24 protein-coding genes and 1 tRNA gene are annotated in these 26,598 nt (G+C 63.6%); 12 read left to right on the top strand and 13 right to left on the bottom strand.

Annotation, left to right across the window (positions count from 1 at the left end; translation table 11 throughout):
- The first annotated feature begins 154 nt into the window (after positions 1 to 154).
- Entirely contained in the window at positions 155 to 772 is a 618-nt protein-coding gene (locus tag ACQY4S_RS04070) for an NIPSNAP family protein (protein ID WP_428483914.1), read from the top strand.
- Between the two features lie 967 nt (positions 773 to 1,739).
- On the opposite strand, the gene ACQY4S_RS04075 is transcribed toward ACQY4S_RS04070, so the two are convergent.
- A tRNA-Arg gene (locus ACQY4S_RS04075) sits at positions 1,740 to 1,816 on the bottom strand.
- A 48-nt stretch (positions 1,817 to 1,864) separates the two neighbouring features.
- Entirely contained in the window at positions 1,865 to 4,249 is a 2,385-nt protein-coding gene (locus ACQY4S_RS04080; protein ID WP_428483915.1) for a 1-deoxy-D-xylulose-5-phosphate synthase N-terminal domain-containing protein, read from the bottom strand.
- 219 nt (positions 4,250 to 4,468) lie between these two features.
- Here ACQY4S_RS04080 and ACQY4S_RS04085 point away from each other — a divergent pair, with 219 nt between their 5' ends.
- From ACQY4S_RS04085 to ACQY4S_RS04100, 4 genes are all read left to right on the top strand, one after another.
- Entirely contained in the window at positions 4,469 to 5,680 is a 1,212-nt protein-coding gene (locus ACQY4S_RS04085) for an amino acid ABC transporter permease (protein ID WP_428483916.1), read from the top strand.
- 3 nt (positions 5,681 to 5,683) lie between these two features.
- A complete protein-coding gene (locus tag ACQY4S_RS04090) occupies positions 5,684 to 6,829 on the top strand; it encodes an amino acid ABC transporter permease (RefSeq protein ID WP_428483917.1) in 1,146 nt (381 codons plus the stop codon).
- 65 nt (positions 6,830 to 6,894) lie between these two features.
- On the top strand, positions 6,895 to 7,644 hold the full coding sequence (locus tag ACQY4S_RS04095; RefSeq protein WP_428484632.1) for an amino acid ABC transporter ATP-binding protein: 750 nt from the start codon (positions 6,895 to 6,897) through the stop codon (positions 7,642 to 7,644).
- A 79-nt stretch (positions 7,645 to 7,723) separates the two neighbouring features.
- Positions 7,724 to 7,963 (top strand): type II toxin-antitoxin system VapB family antitoxin, encoded by a 240-nt coding sequence (locus ACQY4S_RS04100; protein WP_428483918.1) that lies wholly within the window; start codon positions 7,724 to 7,726, stop codon positions 7,961 to 7,963.
- 74 nt (positions 7,964 to 8,037) lie between these two features.
- Here the strand turns inward: ACQY4S_RS04100 and ACQY4S_RS04105 are convergent, their stop codons facing one another.
- Together ACQY4S_RS04105 and ACQY4S_RS04110 are read right to left on the bottom strand one after the other, a co-directional pair.
- On the bottom strand, positions 8,038 to 8,823 hold the full coding sequence (locus ACQY4S_RS04105) for a (Fe-S)-binding protein (protein ID WP_428483919.1): 786 nt from the start codon (positions 8,821 to 8,823) through the stop codon (positions 8,038 to 8,040).
- Positions 8,824 to 8,850: 27 nt separating this feature from the next.
- A complete protein-coding gene (locus tag ACQY4S_RS04110) occupies positions 8,851 to 9,525 on the bottom strand; it encodes a Tim44/TimA family putative adaptor protein (protein ID WP_428483920.1) in 675 nt (224 codons plus the stop codon).
- A gap of 145 nt (positions 9,526 to 9,670) precedes the next feature.
- Here ACQY4S_RS04110 and ACQY4S_RS04115 point away from each other — a divergent pair, with 145 nt between their 5' ends.
- Entirely contained in the window at positions 9,671 to 10,225 is a 555-nt protein-coding gene (locus tag ACQY4S_RS04115; RefSeq protein ID WP_428483921.1) for a histidine phosphatase family protein, read from the top strand.
- A gap of 92 nt (positions 10,226 to 10,317) precedes the next feature.
- Positions 10,318 to 10,839, top strand: a complete 522-nt coding sequence (gene secB / locus ACQY4S_RS04120) for a protein-export chaperone SecB (protein ID WP_428483922.1) — start codon at positions 10,318 to 10,320, stop codon at positions 10,837 to 10,839.
- Positions 10,840 to 10,859: 20 nt separating this feature from the next.
- Here the strand turns inward: secB and ACQY4S_RS04125 are convergent, their stop codons facing one another.
- On the bottom strand, positions 10,860 to 12,047 hold the full coding sequence (locus ACQY4S_RS04125) for a J domain-containing protein (protein ID WP_428483923.1): 1,188 nt from the start codon (positions 12,045 to 12,047) through the stop codon (positions 10,860 to 10,862).
- A 124-nt stretch (positions 12,048 to 12,171) separates the two neighbouring features.
- Between ACQY4S_RS04125 and ACQY4S_RS04130 the strand changes: the two genes are divergently transcribed.
- From ACQY4S_RS04130 to ACQY4S_RS04140, 3 genes are read left to right on the top strand one after another with little or no spacing between them, the layout of a single operon-like run.
- Complete coding sequence (locus ACQY4S_RS04130; RefSeq protein ID WP_428483924.1) at positions 12,172 to 12,459, top strand: MFS transporter; 288 nt, start codon at positions 12,172 to 12,174, stop codon at positions 12,457 to 12,459.
- A 48-nt stretch (positions 12,460 to 12,507) separates the two neighbouring features.
- Entirely contained in the window at positions 12,508 to 13,086 is a 579-nt protein-coding gene (locus tag ACQY4S_RS04135; protein WP_428483925.1) for a DUF3035 domain-containing protein, read from the top strand.
- A gap of 13 nt (positions 13,087 to 13,099) precedes the next feature.
- Positions 13,100 to 14,266, top strand: a complete 1,167-nt coding sequence (locus ACQY4S_RS04140; protein WP_428483926.1) for a hypothetical protein — start codon at positions 13,100 to 13,102, stop codon at positions 14,264 to 14,266.
- Between the two features lie 154 nt (positions 14,267 to 14,420).
- On the opposite strand, the gene ACQY4S_RS04145 is transcribed toward ACQY4S_RS04140, so the two are convergent.
- The 8 genes from ACQY4S_RS04145 to ACQY4S_RS04180 all read right to left on the bottom strand — a co-directional run bounded on the left by ACQY4S_RS04145 (position 14,421) and on the right by ACQY4S_RS04180 (position 24,085).
- Positions 14,421 to 15,281, bottom strand: coding sequence for an extracellular solute-binding protein (locus ACQY4S_RS04145; protein ID WP_428483927.1), 861 nt, complete (start codon positions 15,279 to 15,281; stop codon positions 14,421 to 14,423).
- A gap of 632 nt (positions 15,282 to 15,913) precedes the next feature.
- Positions 15,914 to 17,209: an MFS transporter gene (locus ACQY4S_RS04150; protein ID WP_428483928.1), complete on the bottom strand. Its 1,296-nt coding sequence runs from the start codon at positions 17,207 to 17,209 to the stop codon at positions 15,914 to 15,916.
- Positions 17,210 to 17,450: 241 nt separating this feature from the next.
- On the bottom strand, positions 17,451 to 19,091 hold the full coding sequence (locus ACQY4S_RS04155; protein ID WP_428483929.1) for a flavin-containing monooxygenase: 1,641 nt from the start codon (positions 19,089 to 19,091) through the stop codon (positions 17,451 to 17,453).
- Positions 19,092 to 19,398: 307 nt separating this feature from the next.
- Positions 19,399 to 20,115 carry an ABC transporter ATP-binding protein gene (locus ACQY4S_RS04160; RefSeq protein ID WP_428483930.1) on the bottom strand — a complete coding sequence of 239 codons (717 nt, stop codon included), beginning with the start codon at positions 20,113 to 20,115 and terminating at the stop codon, positions 19,399 to 19,401.
- Between the two features lie 169 nt (positions 20,116 to 20,284).
- Entirely contained in the window at positions 20,285 to 21,007 is a 723-nt protein-coding gene (locus tag ACQY4S_RS04165) for an ABC transporter ATP-binding protein (RefSeq protein ID WP_428483931.1), read from the bottom strand.
- Complete coding sequence (locus ACQY4S_RS04170) at positions 20,997 to 21,935, bottom strand: branched-chain amino acid ABC transporter permease (RefSeq protein ID WP_428483932.1); 939 nt, start codon at positions 21,933 to 21,935, stop codon at positions 20,997 to 20,999. The genes ACQY4S_RS04165 and ACQY4S_RS04170 overlap by 11 nt, the downstream gene beginning before the upstream one ends.
- Positions 21,928 to 22,803: a branched-chain amino acid ABC transporter permease gene (locus ACQY4S_RS04175; protein ID WP_428483933.1), complete on the bottom strand. Its 876-nt coding sequence runs from the start codon at positions 22,801 to 22,803 to the stop codon at positions 21,928 to 21,930. The genes ACQY4S_RS04170 and ACQY4S_RS04175 overlap by 8 nt, the downstream gene beginning before the upstream one ends.
- 37 nt (positions 22,804 to 22,840) lie before the next feature.
- The gene (locus ACQY4S_RS04180; RefSeq protein WP_428483934.1) at positions 22,841 to 24,085 is read right to left on the bottom strand and encodes an ABC transporter substrate-binding protein; all 1,245 of its coding nucleotides are present in this window, start codon (positions 24,083 to 24,085) and stop codon (positions 22,841 to 22,843) included.
- Positions 24,086 to 24,395: 310 nt separating this feature from the next.
- Here ACQY4S_RS04180 and ACQY4S_RS04185 point away from each other — a divergent pair, with 310 nt between their 5' ends.
- Both ACQY4S_RS04185 and ACQY4S_RS04190 read left to right on the top strand, forming a co-directional pair.
- Positions 24,396 to 26,087, top strand: coding sequence for a gamma-glutamyltransferase family protein (locus ACQY4S_RS04185; RefSeq protein WP_428483935.1), 1,692 nt, complete (start codon positions 24,396 to 24,398; stop codon positions 26,085 to 26,087).
- A gap of 12 nt (positions 26,088 to 26,099) precedes the next feature.
- Positions 26,100 to 26,468, top strand: coding sequence for a DUF4286 family protein (locus ACQY4S_RS04190; protein ID WP_428483936.1), 369 nt, complete (start codon positions 26,100 to 26,102; stop codon positions 26,466 to 26,468).
- Positions 26,469 to 26,598 lie beyond the last annotated feature (130 nt).

A 26,598-nucleotide genomic window follows, 5' to 3' on the forward strand; every position in this document is an offset into this window, starting at 1 on the left:
GACGATCGCCGCGACCGCTATGGTCTGGAACAAAGCCGATCCCCACTTGCCGACGCCCTCTGCCGCTTCGGCATTGGTCTGTCGGCCGCCATTCCATGCCACCCGCATTTGCCCTAATCTTTGCGTCGATCGGAAATTAGGGGAGTAAATACCAATGATCATTGAAATGCGCACCTATACGTTGCAGCCGGGCACGCTGGCCGAGGTCGAGAAGCGCTTTGGGGAGGCTCTGCCGGTCCGCGAAAAGCATTCGAAGCTGGCGGCGTTCTGGCACACCGAGGTCGGGCCGCTGAACCAGATCATCCATGTCTGGTCCTATGACAGCTTTGAACATCGCACCGCCGTGCGCGCCGCCGCGACAAAGGAGGCTGGTTGGCCGCCGCCAATTCGTGAATTCGTGGTGGCGCAGTATAGCGAAGTGTTCCTGCCAGCGCCGTTTTCACCACCGCTCGAGCCGCGCACGGTCGGGCCGCTATTCGAGATGCGCCAGTATACGCTGATTGCCGGGGCAATGCCGGGCCTGATCGAGCGCTGGTCGGAAAAGATCGAGGGCCGCACGAAGTTCTCGCCGCTGGTCGGTGGTTGGTATTCGGAGTTCGGCGCGCTGAACAAATGGGTGCATATCTGGGCCTACAAGGATGCGGCGGAGCGGTTCAGCGTGCGTTCGGCGGCGGCCGCCACCGGGAACTGGCCGGCGCGCAATCCGCCTGGTGTCGTGGTGAAGCAGGAGAACGCATTCCTGATGCCGGCCGCGTTCTCGCCGATCCGGTAAAGCGCAGGGTGCGACGGCGGGAAGATTGCCTCGGCGTTGAAGTGGCGTTGCGGCCTGGATGTTTTTTCCGCATCAATGGCCGGTTTTTGAGCCAGCCATGATGCACGTACCTACGCTCTATCCCGCTATGTAAGGAGGTGCACGGGCCGCGCATTATCAAGGTGCGGAGGCGTCCTGGCGGGGCGTAGGGCCGCCTCAAGCGCGCCAGGATACCCATTACCAAGACGAGTCTTCTGGTCAAGGGATGCTCGTTTGTTCGGCGGGACAGGCTTATGCGGTCCGGCAACTGCAGCAGGTTAAACTTGGCAGTTGTCTGAGGAACAAATGTGGAACATCATACGGTGTATGACTGCACCATACGAGACCGTTTGCCACTGCGGACGGACGCTCTTGCGTTCCTGGCCGCCTCGGAATGCTCCTGCTCTGTGCGATCGCTGCGAGCAAGCTGAGTTGGCTTGCCGTGACCAGCTGGAGTTTCCGTACGTCGGCGGCTGGCATTTAACTGCTTTCCCGAAACGATTTGATCTTCTTACTGATCCGTGATAAATGCCATTATGTGGCAAGTAAGCGGCCCTTCCGAGACATGAACACGGCCCCCGCGAGCGCGACAGTGGTCGAGGTGCGCCATGGCCCCAGGCAGGAAGTCGTATGGGCGGAGTGGTCGAGACAGATGCAGGGTTGGATCGCCGCTGGAGACGAGACGCGGACCGTGCTGCACCGGGTAACCGGCTGGCGGCCAGTGAGCAAAGGCCACCCATCGGCTGACGGGCGGCCTACGGTGGACACCTCAGGTCATGCGGCTGATAAGCTCAAGAAGGCCTAATGGATGATAGCGTGAAGTTGCAGTGGATCCAGTTCCCGGCGTGCGATAGCCACTTTTGTTGTTGGGCACGGACTTGCACCAGCCGGCCATAGGAACGACGAAACGAAATGCGGAGCGGCCGTAATATATTGCATCTCGTTCTGATGGCGCGCCCTGGTGGATTCGAACCACCGACCCACAGCTTAGAAGGCTGTTGCTCTATCCAACTGAGCTAAGGGCGCCCTGGCCGATATAATCTGTCAAATTGCCTTCAACCGAAAGCCTCCTGATCAGACCGCCAGCAATGCCTGTGCGCAGGCATCCAGAATGGCATCCGCATCCAATTCATACTCCCGATACAGATCCGGAATATCCCCGCTTTGGCCAAACCTGTCCGGCCCCAGCGGCACCACCCTTTGCCCACGCACCGCTCCCAGCCACGCGTGCGTCGCCGGATGCCCATCCAGCACCGTCACCAGCGCCGCTCCACGCGCCAGGGGCGCCAACATTGTCTCGATGTGGGATACCGCGCCCCGTTCGCTGCCCCGACGGGCTCGCGCGGCCGCCAGCCAGCCAGCATGCAGGCGGTCGGGCGAGGTGATTGCAAGCAGCCCCGCCCCCGGCTCCTCCGCCGCCAGTTCGGCGAACGCCGTCTCGGCTTCCGGCGCCACCGGGCCCTGATAGGCCAGCGCGATCCGCGCGCCATCGGCCGGCGGCACCACCCAATGCGCCCCGGCGATCACCGCGGCCGGGTCGAGGTCACGCAGCTTCTGCTGCAACCCGCGGGTGGACAGCCGCAGCCAAACCGCCGAACCGTCCGGCCGCTGCATGAAATCGAATGCATGACGCAGCAGGATCGCCAGTTCGTCGACGTAGGCCGGCTCGAAGCTCGCCAGCCGGTCCGCCGCCATCCCGATCAGCGGGGTGTTCACCGACTGGTGCTGCCCGCCCTCCGGCGCCAGGGTCAGCCCCGACGGCGTCGAGACCAGCAGGAAACGCGCATCCTGGTAGCAGGCATATAGCAGCGCATCCAGCCCACGGTTGACGAACGGGTCATACACCGTCCCCACCGGCAGCACGCGCGCGCCCGCCATGCCCGGCGCCAATCCCGCCGCCCCCAGCAACAGGAACAGGTTCTGTTCAGCGATGCCCAGTTCGACATGCTGCCCCTTGGGTGACATTCCCCAGCGCTGTGCCGAGGCCAGCTTCGAATCGCGGAACACGTCATTGCGGGTGTGCCGGTCGAAGATCCCGCGCCGGTTCACCCACGGCCCCAGGTTCGTCGATACCGTCACATCCGGCGACGTGGTCATGATGTGGGCCGCCAGGTCCTTCAGGTCCCCCTGCCCTCGCCCGATCTCCGCCAGCATCTCGCCAAAGCCACCCTGGGTGGACATCTTGCGTCCGTCGAGCTTCGGCAGCGGCAATGCCGCCGGCACGGGAACCGCGGGCGCGGACAGGCACCGCCCCTGCGGCGTCAGCGTGGTGCCGAACGGGCAGTCGCGCAGGAAATCGCGCAATTCCGCCTCCGGCACGTCCAGGCCTTCGAACAGGTCCCATTCATGGCCGGGGCGGATGCCCATGTCGCGGCGGAACTGCTCCATCTGCTCCTTGCTCATCAGGCCGGCGTGGTTGTCCTTGTGGCCGGCGAACGGCAGCCCCATGCCCTTGATGGTGTAGGCGATGAAACAGGTCGGCTGATCGCCGTCGGCATCGGCGGCGCGCAGCGTCTCGATGACCGTCTCGATGTCATGGCCGCCCAGATTGGTCATCAGGGCGCCGAGTTCCTCATCATTCAGCTCATCAATGATGGCGCGCGCCCTGGACCGGCCGAGATCGGCCAGCAGCGTCTGCCGCCAGGCCGCGCCGCCCTGGAAGGTCAGTGCCGAGTAAAGGCTGTTCGGGCAGTCGTCGATCCAGGCGCGCAATGCTTCACCACCGTCGCGCGCGAACGCGGCCTGAAGCTGGCGACCGTACTTGATGGTGACGCAGTTCCAGCCCATGTCGCGGAACAGGCCCTCGATGCGGCCGAACAGCCGGTCGGGCACCACGGAATCCAGGCTCTGGCGGTTGTAGTCGATGATCCACCACACATCGCGGACATCGTGCTTCCAACCTTCCAGCAGCGCCTCATAAATGTTGCCCTCATCCAGTTCGGCATCGCCGCAGATGGCGATCTGCCGGCCGGGCGGCAGGTCGGTCCGCCCGAGGCCGTGCAGCCGCGTGTAGTCCGCCATCAGTGCGGCGAAACTGGTCATCGCGACGCCGAGGCCGACCGAGCCGGTGGAGAAATCGACCTCGCCGCCGTCCTTGACCCGTGACGGATAGGGCTGCACCCCACCGAACTGACGTAATCCCGCCATCTTGTCGCGGGTCTGCCGCCCAAACAGGTAGTTGATCGCATGGAACACCGGACCGGCATGCGGCTTCACCGCGATGCGGTCCTGCGGGCGGGCAACCTCGAAGTACAGCGCCGCGAGGATCGAGATGCAGGAGGCGCAGGACGCCTGATGGCCACCCACCTTCAGGCCGTCGCGGTTGGGGCGGATATGGTTGGCGTTGTGGATCATCCAGGCGGACAGCCACAGCAGCTTGCGCTCCAACTGACGGAGGATGTGCGCCTGACGCGACTGCGGCGGCACAAGCGGTGTTATCGTCGTCAGAGGTGCGTTCATTACTCGCTCCCGCGGTCGTTGATCCACCGGATTGGCGTCATCGCCGGTTCTGCCACCCTTCGCGATCCGAGTCACCGGTTCCGCTTGCGGACGCGGCCAGTTGATCCCGAAGGCTGAGTGTTGCAAATTGAGTAGGTGCAGCGCTGCAACGTGTGCATCACGAATGGCGCATTTGTTGCATAATTCTGTCCATGGTCGCACGAGGGAAAGAACCGCCTGATGTCCGAAGCCACCGCTGATCCGCGGTTGATCCAGGCGCGTATCGCTCCGAAACGCGGGGTCCGTGTCTCCTGGTCCGACCCGGTGTTCCGCTCGATCGTATGGCAGGTCGTCATCGTCGGCCTTGTCGCGGCGATCGTCTGGTATCTGATCGGCAACACCAACGCCAACCTGGCGGCACGGCATATCGCCACCGGTTTTGGCTTCTTGGGCAGGGTAGCCGGCATCCCGATCGGCGAGTCACTGATCCCCTACAACCCGGCGGTGAACACCTACGGCACGGCACTGCTGATCGGCGTCCTGAACACGCTTCGGGTGGCGGTGGTCGGCATCGTGCTGACCACGATCCTGGGTGTGCTGATTGGTATCGGACGCCTGTCGAAGAACTGGCTGCTGGCGAAACTGACGGCGTTCTACGTCGAGACGGTGCGCGATATCCCGGTGCTGCTCCAGTTGCTGTTCTGGTACACGTTGCTGCAAAGCCTGCCGGCGCCGAAGCAGGCCTGGCATCTGGGTGGCATCGCCTACCTGTGTAACCGCGGCACCAGGCTGGCGGAACTGGACTGGCAGCCGGCGCATAGCTGGGCCTTGCTGGGCTTCGCGGCGGGCATCATCGGCACAATTCTTTACAGCCGCCGAGCGCGCCGGCAGCAGGATGCCACCGGCGTCCGCCCTGCCGTCTGGCCGGTGGCGCTGGCGCTGCTGATCGGCTTCCCCCTGGTCATCTGGGCGATCCTTGGCGCGCCGTTCACCATCGACCGCCCGGTCCTGCGCGGCTTCAACTTCCAGGGTGGCGGCACCGTCAGCCCGGAATACTTCGCCCTGCTGCTCGGCCTCGTCACCTACACCGCATCCTACATCGCGGAAATCGTTCGCTCCGGCATTCAGGCAGTGCCGCAAGGCCAGTGGGAGGCCGCGGGCGCGCTGGGCCTGCGACGCGGAGCAGTGCTGCGGAAAATCGTGCTGCCGCAGGCCATGCGGGTGATCATCCCGCCGCTGACCAGCCAATATCTAAATCTGACCAAGAATAGCTCCCTCGCGGTGGCCATCGGCTACCAGGACATCGTCTCGATCGCCAACACCACGCTGAACCAGACCGGCCAGGCGATCGAGGGCATCGCGGTCATCATGGCGGTCTACCTGACGATCAGCCTGTCGATCAGCCTGTTCATGAACTGGTACAATGCGCGCATCGCGTTGGTGGAGCGCTGAGACATGAGCCAATCCGCCGCCACCGCCGGTATCCTGCCGACCGGGTCCCGCACAAAACCACCCGTCGCGATGGCCGGACCATGGGCCTGGATTCGCACCAACCTGCTGGGCTCGTGGTGGTCCACTGCCCTGACGCTGGTCCTGGGCTACATCATCGTCCGTGTCGTGTTCGGCTTTGTTGAATGGGCCGTCATCAACGCGATCTGGAGCGTGCCTTATAGCAACAAGGGCATACCGGACACCACGATCTGCCAGAATGCCAAGGGGATCGGCGCCTGCTGGGCGATCATCCCGGACAAATACCGCCTGATCCTGTTCGGCCGCTATCCATACGATGAGCAATGGCGGCCGGCCATCGTCGTCCTGTTGTTCATCGGCCTGTATGTCGTCTCCGGGATGCGGCGGTTCTGGCGCAAGGAACTGCTGCTGGTCTGGGTGGCGACGCTGGCGCTGGTCGGCGTGCTGATGTGGGGTGGCATCTTCGGCCTGACCCCGGTCCCGGAAGACGCCTGGGGCGGACTGCCGATCACCCTGATCCTGGCGACGTTCGGCGCGGCGTTTTCCTTCCCGCTGGCGATCCTTGTCGCGCTCGGACGGCGCTCGACGAAGCTGCCCGCGGTAAAGCTGCTTTGCGTCCTGTATGTCGAGCTGATCCGCGGGGTGCCGCTGATCTCCGTGCTGTTCATGGCCAGCGTGATGTTTCCCCTGTTCATGCCGGCAGGCGTCAACGTCGACAAGCTGCTGCGGGCGCAGATCGCCTTCATCCTGTTCGCCGGCGCCTACCTGGCCGAGGTCATACGCGGTGGGCTGCAAGCCTTGCCGAAAGGCCAGGCGGAAGCCGCCGACGCACTGGGCTTGAGCTACTGGAAGAAGACCAGCCTGATCATCCTGCCGCAGGCACTGCGGCTGGTGATCCCGCCGCTGGTCAACACCTTCATCGGCTTCTTCAAGGACACCAGCCTGGTGCTGATCATCGGCATCTTCGACCTGTTGACCATGGGCAAGATCGCGCTCAGCGACCCGCCATGGCAAAGCTTCGCCACCGAGATCTACTTCGCCCTCGCAGTGGTCTACATCGCCTTCTGTTTCGCCATGTCGACGTACAGCCGAAGCCTGGAGCGTGATCTCAACCGCTCCCGCCAGCGCTAACAGGGATCAGCATCATGAGCCAAGCCGTTCAATACGCCCAGGACAGCCCACCGGTGGACGATGCAATGTTGAGCAAGCCGCCGGCCATCGTGCTGGACAAGGTCAACAAGTGGTACGGCAGCATGCACGTGCTGCGCGACATATCGCTGACGGTGGCGGAGAAGGAGCGTGTCGTCGTCTGCGGCCCGTCCGGGTCGGGCAAGTCGACGATGATCCGCTGCATCAACCGGCTGGAGACGCACCAGGAGGGTCGTATCCTGGTGGACGGAACGGAACTGACGGATGACCTGCGGGCGCTGGACACCATCCGCCGCGACGTCGGCATGGTGTTCCAGAGCTTCAACCTGTTTCCGCACCTGACCATTCTGGAGAACTGCACGCTGGCGCCGATCTGGGTGCGCAAGATGCCGAAGGCCGAGGCGGAAGAGCTGGCGATGGATTATCTGCGGCGGGTCAAGATCCCCGAGCAGGCAAGGAAATATCCTGGCCAGTTGTCCGGCGGCCAGCAGCAGCGCGTCGCCATCGCCCGGTCGCTGTGCATGAAGCCAAAGATCATGCTGTTCGATGAACCGACCTCGGCACTTGATCCGGAAATGATCAAGGAGGTGCTCGACACCATGATCGGGCTGGCCGAAACCGGCATGACCATGGTCTGCGTGACACATGAAATGGGCTTCGCCCGCCAGGTCGCCGACCGGGTTGTCTTCATGGACCGCGGCGAGATCGTCGAGAGCGGGGCACCAAACCAGTTGTTCGAGAACCCACAGACGGATCGGTTAAAGCTGTTCCTGAGTCAGATCCTGCGAGGCCACTAAATATCGCTCGTGCTTTTTTGCCTATTTTCGCGTAGACGTAAATACACTCTATACCTTTTGTCTACACAATGGTCCTGTTATGCCTCTCAACATTTGCGGCGAAATGGTTAACGAGTTGGCCGAAATGCTGGCAGCTTGCATGACGACCAGCAAGACGGATGCCGTAGGGCTGGCTTTGCGCAACGAATTGCAGCGTCTGGATAATGTGACACCGTTACGGGAGCGTCTACGCCCGCTACAGGATCGTGTGCTGTCGCGCCCCGCCACCGGGTTGGATGCCGATAAGGCTTTCTACGACGAGATCAGCGACCGACTTTGATGTTTATCGACGCGTCCGCCATTGTCGCTCTGTTCAAAGGGAATGACTTCGACAAGACGGATATCGCCCTGCCCTCATAAAAGATCAGGCTCATTCCCTGCCTCGCCAATCGGCGGCAGATTGTCCGTCATTCCAGCCAGCACCTCGGCCACATGCCGAACATGGGTCCGATGCCCTTCCCGCTTCAAGCGCCCGGCGATGTTCAGCAGACAGCCAAGATCGCCCGCCAGCACGGTTTCCGCACCGGTCGCGACGATGCCCGCCGTCTTGTCGGACACCATCCGTTCGGAGATTTCGGGATACTTCACGCAGAAGGTGCCGCCGAAGCCGCAGCAGACCTCTGGTTCAGCCATTTCCACCAGCGTGACCCCGGCTGCCCGCAGCAGGTCGCGCGGCTGCTGCTTGACCCCCAGTTCCCGCAGGCCGGAGCAACCATCATGATAGGTCACGCTGCCGCCGATGCGGCCACCGCCGCCATCCCGCATACCCATGACATCGGTCAGGAAATTGGTCAATTCGAACACACGGAACGCCAGCGCGTCGGCCTTCGCGCGCAGGTTGGGGTCATCATCAAACAGGTGAGGCAAATGCTGCTTCAGCATCCCGGCACATGAGCCGGATGGCGCGACGATGTAGTCATAGCCGTTGAACGCCGACACGATACCCGTCGCCAGATCACGCGCCGTATGCCGGTCGCCGGTATTGTAGGCAGGCTGGCCGCAACAAGTCTGCGCTCGCGGCACCTCTACCTGGCAACCAGCGCGTTCCAGCAGTGTGATCGCGGCGAACGCGACCGACGGCCGGTGCAGGTCCACCAGGCAGGTCACGAATAGACCAACCCGCGGTTTCCTTTCACCCATGACCAGACCTGGGACGACTTTACCGGATCAACCGCTGCGGGCGGCAACCAGCCGCCACGTCGGGTCCTGTTTGGATAGATCGCGCTCAAACGACCACAGGTCGTTGATCTCGGTCACGGCGTCGGTGCCGATCACCGGCTTGCCGTCCTTGTCCCTGGTATAGCTGATCTGGTCGGAGACGATTCGCACCGTCACCTGTCCAACCTTGCCCTTCAACGCCGCCTGCTCGATCGCGAGCTGCTGGATCGACTTGATTTCGCTGATCTGCGCCTCGCCCGCGGCTTCACGGCTGCTGATCGCCTGCTCGAACGCCTGGTAGGTATCATCGGACAGCAGCGCCCGCAGCGCCACCCGGTCGCCAGCGGCAAACTCGGCCACGATCATTCGGAATGCCTGATCCACGCCGGCCAGGAAGCGGTTGACGTCGAAGGCGTGATCGATCTCCCGCATCTGAACCAGAATCTGGCCATTCGGCGATGTCGCCTCGGGCACCGTCTGCGGGGCGGCGGGCGTCGCCGGTTCAACCCGCCCCTCGATCACTGGGGCTGCCGCCATGCGCGGCGCCGCGGGCGGCTGATAGGGCGGCGCCTGGCGCTCAAAGCCTGTCCGACGGCCCAGGATGCTGCGCAGCCGCAGCACCAGAAACGCCGCGATCATCCCAAAAAGGACCAGATCGATTGGAAATCCACCGCTCGCACCCATGCTCCATGCCTCCTGTTGGGATAGAGATAGGGTCGCGCACGGGTCCTGACAAACAAATCCCCGATCGATCGCCCAATAACCGGTATAATTGCTGTCATTGTTCGCCTACTTGTCTCTTGGGCAAGCCACCTGTTATGGCCCGTCGATGATTTTGCTGCGGCATGGACAGAGTGAGTTCAACCTGCTTTTCGGCGAGACGCGCCGCGATCCCGGCCTTGTCGACCCGTGTCTGACGGAACTTGGCCACGCCCAGGCCCGGGACGCCGCCGGCGCGCTGGCCGACGAAGGAATTGAGCGCATCATCGTCTCGCCCTACACGCGCGCCTTGCAGACCGCCGCGCCGGTCGCCCGCGCCCTTGGGGTGCCAGTGACCATTGATCCGATCGTGCGGGAGCGTTTCGCCTTCGCCTGCGACATCGGCTCGCCATGCGCTGATCTGCAGCGGAACTGGCCGCACCACGATTTTTCCCTGATCGACGACGTCTGGTGGCCACGCGAGGAGGAACCGGAAGCCTTGGTCATCGACCGTGCGGCCCGTTTCCGCTCCAGCATTGCTGCCCTGGATGGCTGGCGTGCGACGCTGGTGATCAGCCATTGGGGGTTCATCCTGTCGATGACCGGCCAGAGCGTGGCGAACGGTCAATGGCTGCGCTACGATCCTACCACGCCGGCGCCGCAAGGGTTGGTCTGGCGGGCCTGAGTCAAGCTTGTATAGAAATCACGCATCAGGCGTGTTACCCGGCGCCGCGTGCGTCTCGCGTATGACGCGCGGCATCTTGAACGGAGACTCCCATGTCCGAGACCAGTCCAGCGCCGCAGGGCATCGGCCAGCAAACGCAGCCGCTTGTGGTAAACATCCAATATGTGAAGGATCTGTCATTCGAGGTGCCGGGCGCACCGGGCATCTATACACAGCTTCGCTCGCAGCCTCAGGTCAGCATCAACCTAGACGTGCAGGCGCGCCGGGTGCAGGAAGGCCAGAGCGTTTACGAGGTCGCCATCATGATTCGCGCCGAGGCGCATGACAGTTCGGCTCAGGCGAATGGACAGGCCGCCTCGCCGGGTGCCACCGTCTTCGTCGCCGAACTGACTTATGCCGGTGTGTTCACCCTGAATGGCCTGCCGGACAATGCGGTCGAACCCGTGCTTCTGGTGGAATGTCCGCGGATCCTGTTCCCGTTCGCGCGCAATATCTTGTCGGATGTAACGCGGGAGGGTGGTTTCCCGCCGGTTCTGCTGCAGCCGATCGACTTCGTGGCGCTGTGGCAGGCCCGCCGCAACCAGACCGGGACGGCCGACAGCATCGTCGCCTGAATAGCCGGGTGGGTTGCCGATCAGTTGCGCTCAAACGCCTGGTCGGGAATGTCGACTGCCGCAAGTTCGTCGTCAGGTGGAACCACCAGGCGTGACTGAGGCGTGATGATCAGGCTATCCGCCATCCGACGCGCTCGCATCCCGGCCGCGAAGGAATTGCAGGCTCGACTCCACAACTCGCCGACCGCGAAGTCGGGACGGAAGGTGCCATTTGGCACGCCTGCCAGCACCACGTGACCGCCGGGCGCGAGAAACACCGACAGGGCAACCGCGCCGGACGTATCCCGCAACTTGACCACCGCCGGCTCGATCGCCCGGTTTTCAAGCTGGATGGTTCCAGTTCCGCTGTCTCGCCGCTCAAGCAATTCGCCGTCGGATGGGGCGGGGCCAGCATTGTAGCCGCAATAGGCGCGCCGAGCGGTGGCGGCGTCGCCCGGCATGAGGTGTTTGGCCTCAATGAAACCATTGGTGGTTTCGTTCAAACGAACTTCCACGAGACCGTTCTGGCGAAACAGCCGCAGCGCCTGGACGCTGCTGAACGGCGGCAACTGGCCGACCGGGATAAGTCCGCTGCGCTCGGTTTCCTGCCGCCACAGCACCGTCGCGCCGGCTGCCGGAACGACATAGAAATTCGGCACGCCGGCCAGCCGGACCGGCGCCGGGCCATACAGCACCGCTCGTTGCGCACTGGGCGAAAGCGGCGCGACAGGCGCTGCGTTCGGCCTGATCCCATCGTTGGCCACGGGCGGCGGCGAGCGCAGATGCAACACCGCCTCAAGCAGGCACAGGCACAGAAAAGCCCCCAGGCCAAGCCAGACCGGCATCGGAAGGTCGGACAACCGGGGACGCCGGACAAGCTTCGTGGTGGTCTCGTAGGAGGAGCGTTGGACTTTTGGCTCGATGTCGGACCATTCGCGTTCGGCAGTCCCCATGCCTGGTGCTTTGGCCGAGTGTAGGGCGGAGGCTTTTGCCTCGGCTTCGCGGGCCGTGCGGTCGTAGGTTTCCCGACGTTCCCGGTTCGACAAGACGTCGTAGGCTCGCCTGAGGGCGACAAATGCACTGGTGTCGCCGGTCCTCGGCACGTCCGGGTGCAAGACCCGCGCCTTGCGCCGGAATGCGGTGATGATCGCATTGCGGCTTGCCGCCGGCTCCAGCCCGAGACAGGCATAATAGCCTTCCGGGTCGAGATGGGTGCGGGGTGGCGCCATGCAGATTACGTGCTAGGTCCGGCTTGTGGCAACGGCGGACATTCCCAAGGGCATGGTCTGGTGAAGCGGTTCAGTGCCTATACCAGAACGATTCGGCACTGGCTGATCAGTTTGTGGAGAATACGTGCCGGCTCGACAAAAAAGCGCGCTCCGTTGGGTGGCGTTGCTGGTGCTTCTCGCGGGTGGCTTCCTGCCGCCGGTGGACTTCTTCATCGTCAATGTGGTGCTTTCGTTGATTCATGAAAGTCTGGGTGCAACCCCGGCTGAACTGCAACTGGTCATATCGTGCTACGCGTCCGGCTACGCGGTACTCCTGATCACGGGCGGCCGGCTGGGAGACCTGTTCGGCAGGCTGATCGCCATTCCATCACGGCGGCAGCCGGTTCCGGCGGCAGCGGCGCCACCGTCCTGAAATGCCGGCGCTTGCAGCGTGAACGGGTCCGTGATTAAGGAGGCCACCATGCAAACCGAACCGTTGCGACCGCGCGCACTTCGCCTGTTCCTGCTGACCGGCGGCCTGCTTCTGCTGTCCGCCTGCGACAGCGATGGTCTGACCCGCACCTTCGGACTGACGCGCGACGCGCCGGACGAGTACACCGTCACGACGCGCGCGCCTTTATCGATGCCGCCGGAATATAATCTGCGTCCACCGCAGCCCGGCGCACCTCGCCCGCAGGAGCAGTCTGAGCGTCAGCAGGCCGAGGAAGCGCTGGTGCCGCAGCTCGCGCTTGGCGCTCCGCAAAGTGCTGCCAGTCCCGGCCAGACGGCGCTGATGGAGCAGGCTGGTCCCGCCGCGCCCGCCGATATCCGCACCCGGGTTGATCAGGATGCTCGTTACGCCGGAAACGACGACAGCTTCGTCGACAAGCTGTTGTATTGGCGCAAGCCCGACTCGCAGCACGCCACGGTCGATGCACAGAAGGAATCGCAGCGGCTACGGCAGAACGCGGCGCTGGGCGAGGGTCCGGATGTCGGCGATACGCCGATCATCCAGCAGAGGAAAGCCGGCTGGTTCGGCAACCTGTTGTCCTGGCTGTAGGCTGATCCGTCGCATGACGATGTTGCACCAGGATGACAATGTGCATTTCGTCCAGCAGAGCGAGGGACCGGTGTTTGTCGGGCCGGGTTCGGACACGCTTGCTTGCGATTGCGGCAGCCCGCTGATCGCGGGCTATGACCCTGCCCGGTTCCGGTCGATCAGTCTGCGCTGCGGCCGCTGCGGACAAGTGACGACCACGCCGGGGCTGCCGAACGATGCCGCGCCGCCGTTCGCGGTCATTATCGCTGAACCAGTGGCGGAGCCTCGGCCGGTCGCGACGACCCTGCCGGCGCATGTGTTTGTCATCGGGCGGTCCGAAATGGATCGCATCGCCGCGCTGTATCAGCCAGCCACGCCGCCGGACAACGTGTATCGGATCGGGCCGGCGTTGCTGGAGCAGGCGATCGCGACGCATGACCGCCTGAGTGATCAGCCGCTGGCGGTCGGGGATGCTAACCCCGTCGATCCGTACCATGGCCTGGGCGAGCATGCGCTGGCCTGGGCGATCCGGCATCTGCGGGCGAGGATGCGGCAGCCGGGATGGCGCTGCCTCGACGATATCGCGACGCCTGTCGCCGCGGTCCATCTGACCGGGTTCCTGCATTTCGTCGCCACCTGGTCGCACCATCCGCTGTTCGCCGCGATGGTGGCGGGCGTCGCGATGCGCGGCTTCTCGTTGCACGGCCTGGCGCCGTTCGCCAGCGCGCATTGCCTCACGATGCAGGGCAACCGGATCAGCTTTCCGCATCCCACTGGCGACCTGGCCCGCATTGACAGCTTCAACCTGGCGACCGGCCCAACCGAAACCGTCGCCGTTCAGGTCGAGCCGTTCGACCGGTTCGAGGTTCCGTTCGGCCAATCCTGGGACCCTGCCGGCCTGCGCGCCGCAGTGGCTGACCGGATCGCCGGCAGCCAGGCGCGCATCAATCTGCGCAATCCCGGCCTGCTGGTATTGTCGCCCGGCTGTGCGTTGGCTGGCTATGACGAGGCGCTGATCGAGGCGGTGAAGCATGCGATGCAGGCACACGGCCGGAAGAACCGCGGCCTGATGGCAGTGGCGCCGATCGTGCTGCGGCTGCAGGCAACACCGGACCCGCAGGCGGTGCGGTTCGGCTATGGCCTGTTTCCGATCGCGAACAAGCGGTACGAGGGCGACAGCCTGCTGCTGCCGAGCGGCTAGACCTGGCCGCTCGGCAGCCGCTTATACGGACCGGCTGAGTTCGCGATGAAGCTGGACACCATGTCGGCGAGCGTGTTCTTTCGACGCTCGCGCGACGGCAGGAATGATTGGCCGCTGATCCTGCATGAGTTGTCGTAATCCTCGCTGCGAGACCTTAGCAAAAGTTACGGAACAGGTTCCGATCCCACAAGCGGCACGCGGGTATAAAGCCGTAGCTCGCCAGGATCTGCTGTCCGCGCGGGGATAGGATATACTGGGCGAATTGCTGGCCATCAGGCGACGCGCCGTTCAACACCGTCAACCCGAATGGCGCCTGCACCGTCAGCTCTCGCGGCAGATAGACGATCCGCAGTGTGGGATCGAGGGCACGGGCCTGGACCGCACTCGTTACATAAGAAATGAAAGCGTCGACGGTCTTTGTTGTGTCGACGAAATAAACCAGGCTGTTGGCTCCGGCAGGGACCGGGGGGGCGCTTGGGTTCGCCACCAGTTCATCGCGCTTGGCGTCCAGCGTGGCCGCGGCCCCAGGCACGACCGCGTCAGCCTTTTGGAAGATTAGCTGCGTGTAGTCACCAAGCGGATCAGCAACCGGGGTGGAGGTACCGACCCTTGTGGAGGCATCCAGCAGCACGCCAAGCAGGCTGGACGGGTTCACCGTCTGGCCGAAGCCGGAGCGGAAGACCGCAACGATCTGGTTGTTCGCGAAGGTCTGCACTGGTCCGGCCAATCCCTCCTGTTCCAGCGCCCGCGGGCCGGCGGTATCGGCGCTGGCAAATACGTCCGGCCGCAGGCCACCCTCGATCTCTTGCCGCAACGTACCTGACGGGCTGTAGGTCTGCGTCACCTTGATGCCGGTCTTCGCGGTGAAAGCGTCGGCAACCGCGGAGAGTGGCAGGTTCAGACTGCCGGCGGCTACCAAGTCCACGGACTGCGCACGCGCGGCGATGGGAACGGCGAAGGTTGCCAACGACAGGGCAAGCCGCGCGAGCGTAGTACGTGGGTGTTGGAACGACATGACGGCTTCTCCGGAAATACGAGGCGATATGTTCATACAGGAATAACGCCACTCCAACCCACGTTCTCGTCGTCCCGATTCAAGTCTCCGAGATTGCTAGGTCATCCGACTTGCCCCACATTTCATCAAAATCAGCATGTCCATAGCATGGGACTTGCGCGGAGGTTGTTGGTGGACGACTCGAGCAGCGATCCATGGCTACGCTTGCGGTTCGATCGACGCCAAGAGCCGAGCAATCGAGTGGCCCGACTTGAGGCCACCGGTTGAGCCTGACCGCAGGTCAAAATCATGGCCGGGGAGCCACCGACACCCGCTCCTCCTGCTGGTAATATGATCATCACAGAGTGTTAATTCCGCGTCGCGTTATAGTCTGAAGTCGGAACGGCAGGCTTTCGGCAGGGTCGCTGGCTTGGGCTCCATATCAATGGCCGTCCATGCCAGCGATACTTCCTGATACCCGATGGTCGCGACCTTGTCGGATCGCGCCCGTCAGGGAGGCATTGCCGCGACAGCGCGCTGATGCGGGTCTGTTTACGGTAAATCAGCGCTATGACACAAACTGATATCGTTACAAATGGCGATAAGAAGACCGATTTCCAAAACGGAATTTTTTCGCTACATGGCTCCGTCGCTCATACCCGCACCGGATACGGCGGAACGCCCGGCACCCGAACACCGGCAAGCCGAACCAGGATAGCGGACACGATCATGAGCACCCCGCAGGTCAGCATGGCAGCGCCATAGTTTCCCGTCCGGTCGCGGAGCACGCCGACAAGTTGCGGCGCCAAATAGCCCGACAGGTTGCCAATCGAGTTGATGACCGCGATGCCGGCAGCCGCCGTTGCCGCACTGAGGTAGGCCGTCGGCAGGTTCCAGAAGACCGGCAAATCAGCACCAATGCCGAACCCGGCCACGCAAAGGCCGATCAGCTCGAACGGCGCGCTGCCGATCGTCATGCCGGTCAGCAGCAAGCCGAGGCCGCCCAATCCCATTGCCACGATCACATGCCACACCCGCTCACCGCTTCGGTCGGAGCTTCGGGAAAACAGGATCATGCCGATCACGCCTAGGCCAGCGGGCAGCGAGGCGAGCCAGCTCGTGGTCAGGTTGCTGAAACCAAGGTCCTTGATGATCAGAGGTACGAAGAAGACGGTGCCATAGACCCCGAAACCGTTGCCCAGATAGGCCAGCGCCAGCAGGATCACGCGGCGGCTGCGCAACGCCTGCATGATCGGAATGACATGGCCTTCCTTGTCGTGCTGCTCACGGTCCAGCACGTCCTCCAGCCAGCCACTCTCATCGGACGTGAGCCAAGCGGCCTTGGATGGCCGGTCGGACAGGATCAGCGGTCCGCACAGCGCGAGCAGCACGGACGGCGCCGCCTCGATCAGAAAGATCCATTGCCAGCCTTGCAGGCCCAGCCAGCCATGAAGTCCGACGATGGTGCCCGAGATTGGCGAGCCGAGGGACACCGCGACCGCCGAGAATGCGAAGAAAACGCCCATGGCGCGTCCGCGGAAGCGGCCTGGGAACCAGTAGGTCATGAAATAGGTCACGCCGGCGAAGTATCCTGCCTCCGCCACGCCCAGCAGGAAGCGCACGATGACGAAGCTGGTTACACCTGTAACCAGAGCGGTCGCGCCCGAGCAAATGCCCCAGGCGAGCATGATAGCGGACAGCCAGCGCCGCGCGCCTAGTCTTGTCAGCATGACGTTGCTGGGAATCTGGAACAGCACGTAGCTCCAGAAGAACGCGCCGGCACCCAGGCCGTATTCCGCCGCGGTAAAGCCGAGGCTCTTGTTCATGGTCAGCGCGGCGATTGCGATGTTCGAACGATCGAGAGCATTGAAGAAGTAGCCTAAGCCAACGAATGGCAGAAGCCGCCATGCGACCTTGCGCATCAGGAATGCTTCGTTTGTCGGGGCCATGGTTTCCTCCATCCGGCTTGGTCGCCGGTTGTGTGACGCTATTCGCCTTGGACACTCACGTAAATCCGCCTTGATGCGGTCCGCGGCTCTTTCACTAGTCTGCACTTCAAAGTCATGCAGCAAGCTCGCCAACGTCGATGATAAATCGAAATAACATGAGGAGCCGCCGCGTGTGCTTCCTGCTGGCTCATGGTGTGTCCCCTGCGACAGGCTGCCCGGATGGTGTTGGATCAGTGACCGTCTATGCCAGCGACAATTCCTGATACCCCATCGCCGCGACCTCGTTGCATCTCGCACGATAGGCAGGCGCACTACCGCTGTAGCGGGCGATGATGCGGGTCTGCTTGCCCTCCACATTGCTGTTGACGCCGGTCATCCAGGAGTTGACCTCATTGGACAGCAGCCCCGCACCCAGCGCCTTGACGTGATCGGTCCAGGACGCGACGCCCGCCTGCGTGGCCGCCACGTGCGTCAGGCCATGGTTCCACGCGTGGCGCAGCACGCCGGTCACCCAATCGACATTGTATTCAATGCTGCGCGGGATATTGCCAAGCGCGGTGTGCGGTCCCATCAGCATGAACATGTTGGGAAAATCCTCGACCATGACGCCGAGATAGGTCCGCGGCCCACGCTTCCACTTGTCCTTCAGCCGCAGTCCATCCACGCCGCGGAAGTCGATCCGGTCGAAACTGCCGGTAATGGCATCGAAACCCGTTGCATAGATGATAATGTCGAACGCGTACTCGGCCTCGCTGGTCTTGACGCCCGCCGGCGTGATCCGCTCGATCGGGGTTTCCTTGATGTCCACCAGCCGGACATTGGGCTGGTTATAGGCTTCGTAATACCGGGTCTCCAGCGGCACGCGTCGTGTGCCGAAGCCATGGTTCCTGGGGATCAGCTTTTCCGCGACCGCCTGGTCCTTCACCCGCTGACGGATCTTCCTGGCCACGAAGTCGCTAATGACGTCGTTTGCCTTCGGGTCGGTCAGGATGTCCCGAAAGTTGCCCTGCCAGATGCCGAAGCCGGGCGAGGCATACAGCGTCTCGAAGAACGCCTCGCGTTGCTCCGGCGTCACCTCGAAGGTGCCGCGCGGATCGGGGGTGTGCAGGAAGCAGGCGAAGGTCTCCTGGCAGCGCCGGAACATCTCCGGATAGCCGGCCTTGATCTTCGCCATCTCGGCCGCGTCGATCTTGCCGTTGTGCAGGGGCGCACACCAGTTCGGCGTGCGCTGGAACACGGTCAGATGTTTGGCCGTCTTGACCACTTCCTGGATCGTCTGCACGCCGGTGGCGCCGGTGCCGATGACCGCAACGCGCTGGCCCTCGAAACTGACGGGCTCATGGGGCCATCGGGCCGTGTGAAAGGACCTGCCGTGGAACGTCTCCACCCCTTCGATCCGCGGCATCGTCGGCGCCGACAACGGCCCAAGGGCGGTGATCAGGAAGCGCGCGTTGTGCTGGCTTGCATCCTCCAAGGTCACGGTCCAGCTTCGCGTGTCATCCTGATAGCGGGCTGCGGTAACCCGGCTGCGAAACTGGATGTCGCGGCGCAGGTCGAACCTGTCCGCGACGTGATTGAGGTAGCGCAGCGTCTCCGGCTGCGGGGCGAAATGTTCGTTCCAGGTCCATTCCTCCAGCAGTTCCTTGGAAAACGAGTAGCTATAGGAATAGCTTTCGGAATCGAAGCGCGCACCGGGATAGCGGTTCCAGTACCAGGTGCCGCCGACGCCGGTTCCGGTCTCGAACACCCGGACCCGCATTCCCAGCGCCCGGAGCCGGTAGAGCTGGTACAGGCCCGACATGCCGGCACCGATAATGATCGCGTCGTAGTCGAGGGCCGCCGTGGCGTCATGATTGGTCTGGGTATCCTGTAAGGCGTCCATACCGTCGCTCCTGCATGCGGCGTCACAAGGCCGGGCCGTGTCCGCAACCGGCCGATGTCGCGTTCTACTTCAAGACGACCTATCGAATTGCGTTCCCGATGGTAGAATATCCTACTCACCAGCAGCATGGCGGATCAAGGGAGCCAAGGCGGCGTCGGAAATTCCTAGGTCATTAGCAGCGATACTTCACGGTATGAAAGTCGCCCCTATCGGCCGCTGCCCTCGCCGATCAGGCATGCTGCGGAAGGCACGGTCGCTAGCCGAACCGAAGCCGCAGGGTCATCCGCGTTGAAGTACAGGCGTCCGTTCAAGCCAGCCCGAAATACGTCCGGTGCAGCCCGTCATCGGCCTCAAGCTCCGCCACGCTGCCCTCAAACCTGATCCGCCCCCCATCCATCGTGAACACCCGATCCGCGAGGTCCAGAAACGCGATGTTCTGTTCGGCGATCAGCATTGCCAGGCCGGCTTCGCGGAAACGGCCCAGAACCTCGATCACCTGGCCGACGAACAGCGGCGACAGGCCGGCTGAGGGTTCGTCCATGATCAGCAGCCGCGGCGAGGACGCCAGCGCCTTGGCGATCCCCAGCATCTTGCGCTGCCCGCCGGACAGGCTGCCGGCCAGGGTGCCGCGGCGGTGCGCCAGATCGGGAAAGTCGCTGTAAAGCTCCTCCATGCGGCGCTTCAGCGTGGTCTTCTCGATGAACTGGCCGCCGACCCGCAGGTTCTCGTTGATCGACAGGCCGGGGAAGACGCCGATTTCCGACATGTAGGCCATGCCGCGGCGGACGCGCTTATCGGTGCGCCATGTGGTCACGTCGTCGGGGTCGAGCCATACGGCGCCGCCCCAAGCCGGCAGCAGGCCGACGATCACCTTCAGCAGGGTCGTCTTGCCGGCGCCGTTCGCGCCCAACAGGACGACGCTTTCCCTCGCGCGCACGTCCAGGCCGGCGCCCCAAAGGACCTGGACGCGTCCGTAGCCAGCCTCGATACCAGTCGTGCGGATGACGGAGGGCAGGTCACTCATGCTGGACTTGCGCCGCGCGAGTCCCTGCGCTGCCACGTCTTCCTGCCAGTGGCCGCAGGGGTGTCAGCACCGCCTTTGCCCTTGCTCAGCGCCGCGAGGCGTGGATGGTGGGCCTTCGCGCGCCATGACGGGTGACGGCGCTACTGTTCCATGCCGGACCCTTCCAGAGTTACCCATGGTGCCCGCCCCCCAGGAACACGCGGATTACCTCGGGATCACGCGTTGCATCCGCCAGCGTGCCGCCGAAGAATTCCTTGCCGGCAGCCATCACCACCACGCGGTCAGTGACCTTGTCGATGAACCCCATCAGGTGCTCCACCACCAGCAGCGCCATGCCACCATCCGCCAACGCCCGCAACCGTTCGGCCATGCGCGACAGTTCCGCCGGGTTCAGGCCGGCCGCCAGTTCGTCGACCAGCAGCAGCCTTGGTTCGGTCGCCATGGCGCGGGCCAGATCCAGCGTCTTCTGCTGCGCGCTGTTCAGTTCCGCAGCGGGTCGGGTGGCATAGCCGTCCAGTTCCAGCAGCGCCAGCAAGGCGTCGATGTCGAACCCCGGCCCGGGGTCGCCATAATACGCCGCGACCTCGACGTTCTCACGCACCGTCAGCGACAGGAAGGGCCTCGGCGACTGGAAGGTGCGGTTGATCCCGCGCTTCACCAGGCGATGCGACTTCTCGCCAATAATGGATCGGCCTTCATAGGCGATCGCGCCGCCATCCGCTGCATACAGTCCACAGATCACGTTGATGCAGGTGGTCTTGCCCGAACCATTAGGGCCGACCAGTCCCAGCACCTCGCCCTGGTTGAGATGAAAACTGACGCCGTCCAGCGCGCGGAAGCCGCCGAAGCGCTTCACCAGGCCGTTCACGGTCAGCAGCGGTTCAGGGGACACGGATGCCTCGGCTGGTCAGCAGCGACACCAGGCCGTTCGGCAGGAACAGCACCAGCAGCACGATCAGCGCGCCGTAGGAGAACTGGAAATACTGCGGAACGGCGATGCCGATAACGTTGTAGAAGCCGTACAGGATAAAGACGCCCAGCAGCGGGCCGCACAACGTGGTGGCGCCACCGAACAGCAGGAAGACAGTCGAGAAGATCGATACGCTCAGGTCGAACGCGGTGTCGGGATAGAAAACCGAGATATGCCAGGCGAACACCCCGCCCACCAGTCCGGCAACCAGCGCCGACAGCAGCCAGGCGATGGTGCGGCCCCGAACCACGGACACGCCAGCCATCGCCGCACTGACGGGATCATCCCGGATCGCCTGCAGCGACATGCCGAAGCGCGAGTTGCGCAGCCAGACCACCAGCACAAGCGCGCCAGCCAGGATCGCCAGCGCCGTGTAGTAGGAGAACGCCGGTGCGAACACATCCGACAATGAAACGCCATAGGGTCCCTTGGTGATGTCCTCCAGGTCCGGGTTGGCAACCACCTCATACACCGCCTGCGCGGCGGCCAGGCTGGCGATGGCGAAATAGGCCCCGGACAGCCGCAGCAGCGGCAGCAGGATCAACGCCAGCATCAGGGCGGCGCCGGCAGCCGCGAGCATGCCGACCATCGCCGGCACGTGCAGATGCATCACGACAAGTGAAAAGCCATAGGCTCCGGCGCCATAGAAGCCGACATAGCCAAACGGCAGGTAGCCGGTGAAGCCGTAGATGATGTTCAGTCCTTGCGCCAGGGCCAGGAAGACGATGAAGTTGAACAGCATCAGTTCGTTCGAGTAGACGCCGCGCATCACGCCCATGACCGCCACCACGACGGCGGCGATGATGGCGTCCAGAACGACGCGGCGGATGCGCAGGGGGACCTCAGGCACGCCGCACCTGCCTTCCAAGAATTCCCTCGGGCCGCACCAGCAGCACGGCGATCAGCAGCAGGTTTGGCAACAGATTGGCCCAGGAACTCAGATAGGTCTGCATCAGCATCAGCGAGACGCCGTAAATGATGCCGCCCAGCAGGGTGCCGAGCGGGTTGCCCAGGGTGCCGACAACGATGACGGCGAAGGCGGTGATGTTGATTGCGACCCCCATGCCAGGCGTGATGCTGCCCAGGATGAACGGCGCGAACACACCGGCTGCTCCGGCCAGCGCGATGCTGATGCCGAAGGCCACGGCGGATACCAGGTTGACGTCGATGCCGGTGGCCAGCGCCTCATCGCGGCTGACCATCACCGCACGGGTCAGCGTGCCGATCCGCGTGCGATACAGATAGAGATACACCAGCAGCACCGCGACCGCACTGACCGCGGCGCTGAAGATCCAGGCTTTCGGCAGCCGCGTGCCCAGGATGATGAATGGCCCGACACCCAGCAGGCGTGGCGGCAAGGATCGCTCGGTGGTGCCCAGGGCGATGGTGGTCACCGCCTCGATCATCTGCGACAGGCCGAAGAACAGGATGAGCGACAGCATCTCGGCGTCGCGCGCCCGCAGCAGGCGCGGCACCACCAGGTAGTAGATCGGCAGGCCGACCAGTATGAAGACGACCACGACGATCGCGGCCGCGACCAGCGGATGCAGGCCGAACGTGGTGAACAGCCACCAGGCGGCGATGCCGCCAAGCATGAGGAAGTCGCCATGCGCCAGGTTGACGATGCGCATGACGCCGAACACCAGGTTCAGGCCGAGCCCGACCAAGGTATAATACAGGCCGAAAATCACACCGGCCACGATGGCGCCAGTCAACATGCACGCGGCAATGGCTTGTTTCTGCTGGTGGGCAGCGTCACTTGCCGAGGACGGCCTTGCCATTCGCCAGGTTCGGCGGATAGACGGCGACCAGTTTCAGTTCATTCTTGCCGGCCGGCTGCAACTGGCCGAGCGGCGTCACCTCGCCGACCTGTGCGCCATCCTTGCGCAGGATAAATGTGCCGTCGAGCGTCTTCAGCTTGTTGGATAGCGCGAATACCGCGTCATGGATATCCATCTGGCCCAGGCTTTTGGTCGTCGCCAAGGTCTGCTCCACCACCAGCCCCGTCATGTAGCCGTAGATCGCATTGGCGCCGAACGCGACGTTCGAGCCGGGCGGATACTTCTTGTCCCAGGCGGCCCGGAATTCCTTCTGCGTCATGCCGAAATTCGGCGTGTACTCGTAGTTGGATGCTGGAACATAGCTGAAGATGTTGGTCATGCCGGAGACGCCGACGTTCTTCTCGATCTCGTCCTTTTCGGTGCCGGCATAGATCGAGAAGACAAAGCGGAACTGGTTGCCGCTGTCCTGCAGGTTGCGCAGGAAGGCGATGTCGTTGCCGACATAGCCGAGTTCCAGCACCGCATCGGGGTTGAGCGAAGCAATATTGTTGATCAACACGGTATAATTCGATGTCGAGGTCGGCACGCCCTGGTAGTAGACGACCTTGACCTTGCCGTCCTTTTCAAAGAAGCCCTTGAGGGCGGCAGCCTGGGTGCCGGTGAAATCATTGGTGGAATACAGGATCGCCACAGTCTTGATGCCGGCCTTGGCACCTTCATCGCCCAGATAGTCGGAGATGTAGTGCGGCCAGATGGTCGAGACCGGGTCCGCCATCAGCGCGATATACGGATTGTCGTTGGTGAAGAACGCCGCACCGGTGCCCGATACGTCGAACAGGAACTGCTTGTGCTCCTTGGCGATCGGCACCCCGACAGATGTCAAGACGGAGCCGGAGTCGGAGATCAGCAGGTCGACGTGGTCCTGAGTAATAAGCTGGTTATACAGGGTGGCGGCGGTGGCGGTGCTGCTCTGGTCGTCGTAGGCGATCAGCTTGATGGGGATTTTCTTGCCGAACGCCTTTACCTCCACGCCACCTTGGGCGTTGACCTGGTCCATCCACACCTTGAACGCATCAAACACCGGCATTGATATGCTGGCATAGGGGCCGGAGCTAGCGTACAGCGCGCCGATCTTGATTTCGGTCGGTGCCGTTTGCGCCTGGACTGAACCAGCGGCGGCGGAGCACAGCAACGCGAGCGCGAGGGCCTTGAACCTCATGTGGACAGCTTCCTTCACCTATATCCTATCGTAACAACCTGGTTCGGAGCATCCAAATCAATTCGATACGACGATTTTCTTTTTGCCGCGGCGGCTTGTGATACATGCCCCCAATCCTGTCAATTCCTGGCCGATCACCTGTTCGTCCATGCGGCGGCTTGGTCCATCCGACCTCGCTGCCCGATCGGGTTCTGGCGGAGCCTTTTCGCACGTCTGTGCGGAGCCGTTTACCGATTGAGGATCAGCGCCGGCGCTGGACCTGTTCGGTTTTTTGCCGCACCCTGACGTTACCAACGGGAAGGGCTGGCGCATGACCCATCGTCCGACGATCGAAGGCACGCGGCACGCTATTTCAGCCGGCCATTACCTTGCCGCCGCGGCCGGGTTCTCAGTCCTGGAGGCCGGCGGCAACGCAATCGATGCCGGCGTGGCGGCGGGCCTCGCGCTGGGTGTGCTGCAGCCCGATCTGGTGAACGTTGCCGGTGTTGCGCCGATCCTGATCCGGCTGGCCGACGGCACGACGGAAAGCATCGCCGGCCTGGGCTGGTGGCCGAAGTCGCTCCCGGCCGACCTGTTCATGCGCGAGCATGGCGGGAAAATCCCCGACGGCGTGCTGCGCACCGTGGTGCCCGCCGCCCCGGATGCCTGGATCACCGCGCTGCGCCGGCACGGCACGATGCGCTTTGCCGATGTCGCCGCCTCCGCCATCCGCTTCGCCGCCGAAGGCTTTGCCGTCTATCCGCTGCTGGCCAGGTCGATCGCATCGCATGAGGCGGAGTACCGCCGTTGGGAGTCGAATACCGCCGTGTTCCTGCCGAATGGGCGCGTGCCCAAGGCGGGCGACAAGTTCGTGCAGACTGATCTGGCGCGGACCTTGCGGTTCATGGCCGACCAGGACCGCGCTGCCGGGCCGGATCGCCGGGCCGGGCTGGATGCCGCGCACCATGCCTTCTATCGCGGCGACATCGCCCGGGCGATCGTGCGGTTCCAGGAACAGCAAGGCGGCTACCTGTCGATGGCCGACCTGGCCGACTACAATTCCGCCATCGAGCCGGTAGTGCGGCGGCGCTGGCGTGGGCATGAGCTGATCACCTGTGGCCCGTGGTGCCAGGGACCAGCACTGCAACAGGCACTGGCGCTGGTCGAGCATCTTGGGATCGATGGACTGGCGCATAACTCCGCTGACTACCTGCACCGGATCGTCGCCTGCCTCGATCTGGCACTGGCGGACCGGGAGTATCATTTCGGCGATCCGCGCTTCATCGACGTGCCGATCGACCATCTGCTCGACCCCAGCACCATCGCTCGGCGTGCTGCCGCGGTGCGGGATGATCGGGCATTTGGAGAAATGCCGGCGCCGCTGGACCGGCCGAACCGGTCGTATCTGAGCACCGATGTCGATCTGCCGAAGGTCGAGGCCGACACGTCGTACTGCTGTGTTGTCGACCGCTGGGGCAATGCCTTCAGCGCGACGCCCTCCGACGGGTCCGGCAACGTGCCGGTGGTGCCGGGTCTGGGCATCACACCGTCCGGCCGAGGCTCGCAGAGCCGCTCCGATCCGCGCCATCCGGCTGGCGTGGCGCCGGGCAAGCGGCCGCGGCTGACGCCGAACCCGGCGCTGCTGGTCACCGAGGCCGGTGGCGTGATGCCGTTCGGCACGCCCGGCGGGGATGTGCAGACCCAGGCGATGCTGCAGGTGCTGCTGAACGTCATGCATTTCGGCATGGACGTGCAAAGCGCGATCGAGGCGCCGCGCGTCGCGTCCTACAACTTCCCGTCGTCCTTCGCGCCGTTCGAGTATTTCCCCGGCCGTCTGGCGGTGGAGGGGCGCATCGACCAGGCGACGCGTGATGAACTGGCGGCACGTGGGCACACGATCCAGGACTGGCCGGACTGGACCTGGCTGGCCGGCTCGGTGGAGGCGATCCTGACTGATCCGGAAACCGGGATGATGGGTGCGGGGGCCGACCCGCGCCGGCCCGCCTATGCCATCGCGATATAGGCTTCGGACAGCTTGGCGATCGGCGCGCTCAAGGAGAATCACCACATGGCCTATATCTTTCTGGTGCAAATGGACATCCCGGCTGAGCACGAAGCGGAATTCAACCGTATCTATGACGAGGAGCATGTTCCGCTGATCGTGCAGGTCCCAGGCTGCACCGCGTGCTCGCGCTACAAACTCGAGCATTCGGCGCAAGACGACACCGCGAAATATCTCGCGATCTACGAACTGGAGACACCGGACGTGCCCGATACAGCGGCCTGGAAAGCCGCGTCCGATACGGGTCTTTGGAAGCCGATGATCCGGCCGCACACGACGAATCGTCGGCACAGCGTTTTCCAGCGGATTGCCGGGACGGTCCACAGCCCGGCGACGACGTAGATCGCCGTCGACATCCCGGCCAGGCCATCCGCCCCCGTAGGCATAGAGCCCCAAACAGCCATCAAGGCGACTCGGGTTGGTGGCTGACGGGTTCAAAGAAGGCGATGCTAACAAATTCAGTCAACGGCAT

Origin of the sequence: Rhodopila sp., assembly GCF_965276935.1 — a bacterium.
GTDB lineage: Bacteria > Pseudomonadota > Alphaproteobacteria > Acetobacterales > Acetobacteraceae > Rhodopila.

Bases quoted from the DNA above. Each gene is read 5' to 3' on its own strand.
- ACQY4S_RS04070 (WP_428483914.1), top strand. From the start codon at position 155: ATGATCATTGAAATGCGCACCTATACGTTGCAGCCGGGCACGCTGGCC.
- ACQY4S_RS04080 (WP_428483915.1), bottom strand. From the start codon at position 4,249: ATGAACGCACCTCTGACGACGATAACACCGCTTGTGCCGCCGCAGTCG.
- ACQY4S_RS04085 (WP_428483916.1), top strand. From the start codon at position 4,469: ATGTCCGAAGCCACCGCTGATCCGCGGTTGATCCAGGCGCGTATCGCT.
- ACQY4S_RS04090 (WP_428483917.1), top strand. From the start codon at position 5,684: ATGAGCCAATCCGCCGCCACCGCCGGTATCCTGCCGACCGGGTCCCGC.
- ACQY4S_RS04095 (WP_428484632.1), top strand. From the start codon at position 6,895: ATGTTGAGCAAGCCGCCGGCCATCGTGCTGGACAAGGTCAACAAGTGG.
- ACQY4S_RS04100 (WP_428483918.1), top strand. From the start codon at position 7,724: ATGCCTCTCAACATTTGCGGCGAAATGGTTAACGAGTTGGCCGAAATG.
- ACQY4S_RS04105 (WP_428483919.1), bottom strand. From the start codon at position 8,823: ATGGGTGAAAGGAAACCGCGGGTTGGTCTATTCGTGACCTGCCTGGTG.
- ACQY4S_RS04110 (WP_428483920.1), bottom strand. From the start codon at position 9,525: ATGGGTGCGAGCGGTGGATTTCCAATCGATCTGGTCCTTTTTGGGATG.
- ACQY4S_RS04115 (WP_428483921.1), top strand. From the start codon at position 9,671: ATGATTTTGCTGCGGCATGGACAGAGTGAGTTCAACCTGCTTTTCGGC.
- secB (WP_428483922.1), top strand. From the start codon at position 10,318: ATGTCCGAGACCAGTCCAGCGCCGCAGGGCATCGGCCAGCAAACGCAG.
- ACQY4S_RS04125 (WP_428483923.1), bottom strand. From the start codon at position 12,047: ATGGCGCCACCCCGCACCCATCTCGACCCGGAAGGCTATTATGCCTGT.
- ACQY4S_RS04135 (WP_428483925.1), top strand. From the start codon at position 12,508: ATGCAAACCGAACCGTTGCGACCGCGCGCACTTCGCCTGTTCCTGCTG.
- ACQY4S_RS04140 (WP_428483926.1), top strand. From the start codon at position 13,100: ATGACGATGTTGCACCAGGATGACAATGTGCATTTCGTCCAGCAGAGC.
- ACQY4S_RS04145 (WP_428483927.1), bottom strand. From the start codon at position 15,281: ATGTCGTTCCAACACCCACGTACTACGCTCGCGCGGCTTGCCCTGTCG.
- ACQY4S_RS04150 (WP_428483928.1), bottom strand. From the start codon at position 17,209: ATGGCCCCGACAAACGAAGCATTCCTGATGCGCAAGGTCGCATGGCGG.
- ACQY4S_RS04155 (WP_428483929.1), bottom strand. From the start codon at position 19,091: ATGGACGCCTTACAGGATACCCAGACCAATCATGACGCCACGGCGGCC.
- ACQY4S_RS04160 (WP_428483930.1), bottom strand. From the start codon at position 20,115: ATGAGTGACCTGCCCTCCGTCATCCGCACGACTGGTATCGAGGCTGGC.
- ACQY4S_RS04175 (WP_428483933.1), bottom strand. From the start codon at position 22,803: ATGTTGACTGGCGCCATCGTGGCCGGTGTGATTTTCGGCCTGTATTAT.
- ACQY4S_RS04180 (WP_428483934.1), bottom strand. From the start codon at position 24,085: ATGAGGTTCAAGGCCCTCGCGCTCGCGTTGCTGTGCTCCGCCGCCGCT.
- ACQY4S_RS04185 (WP_428483935.1), top strand. From the start codon at position 24,396: ATGACCCATCGTCCGACGATCGAAGGCACGCGGCACGCTATTTCAGCC.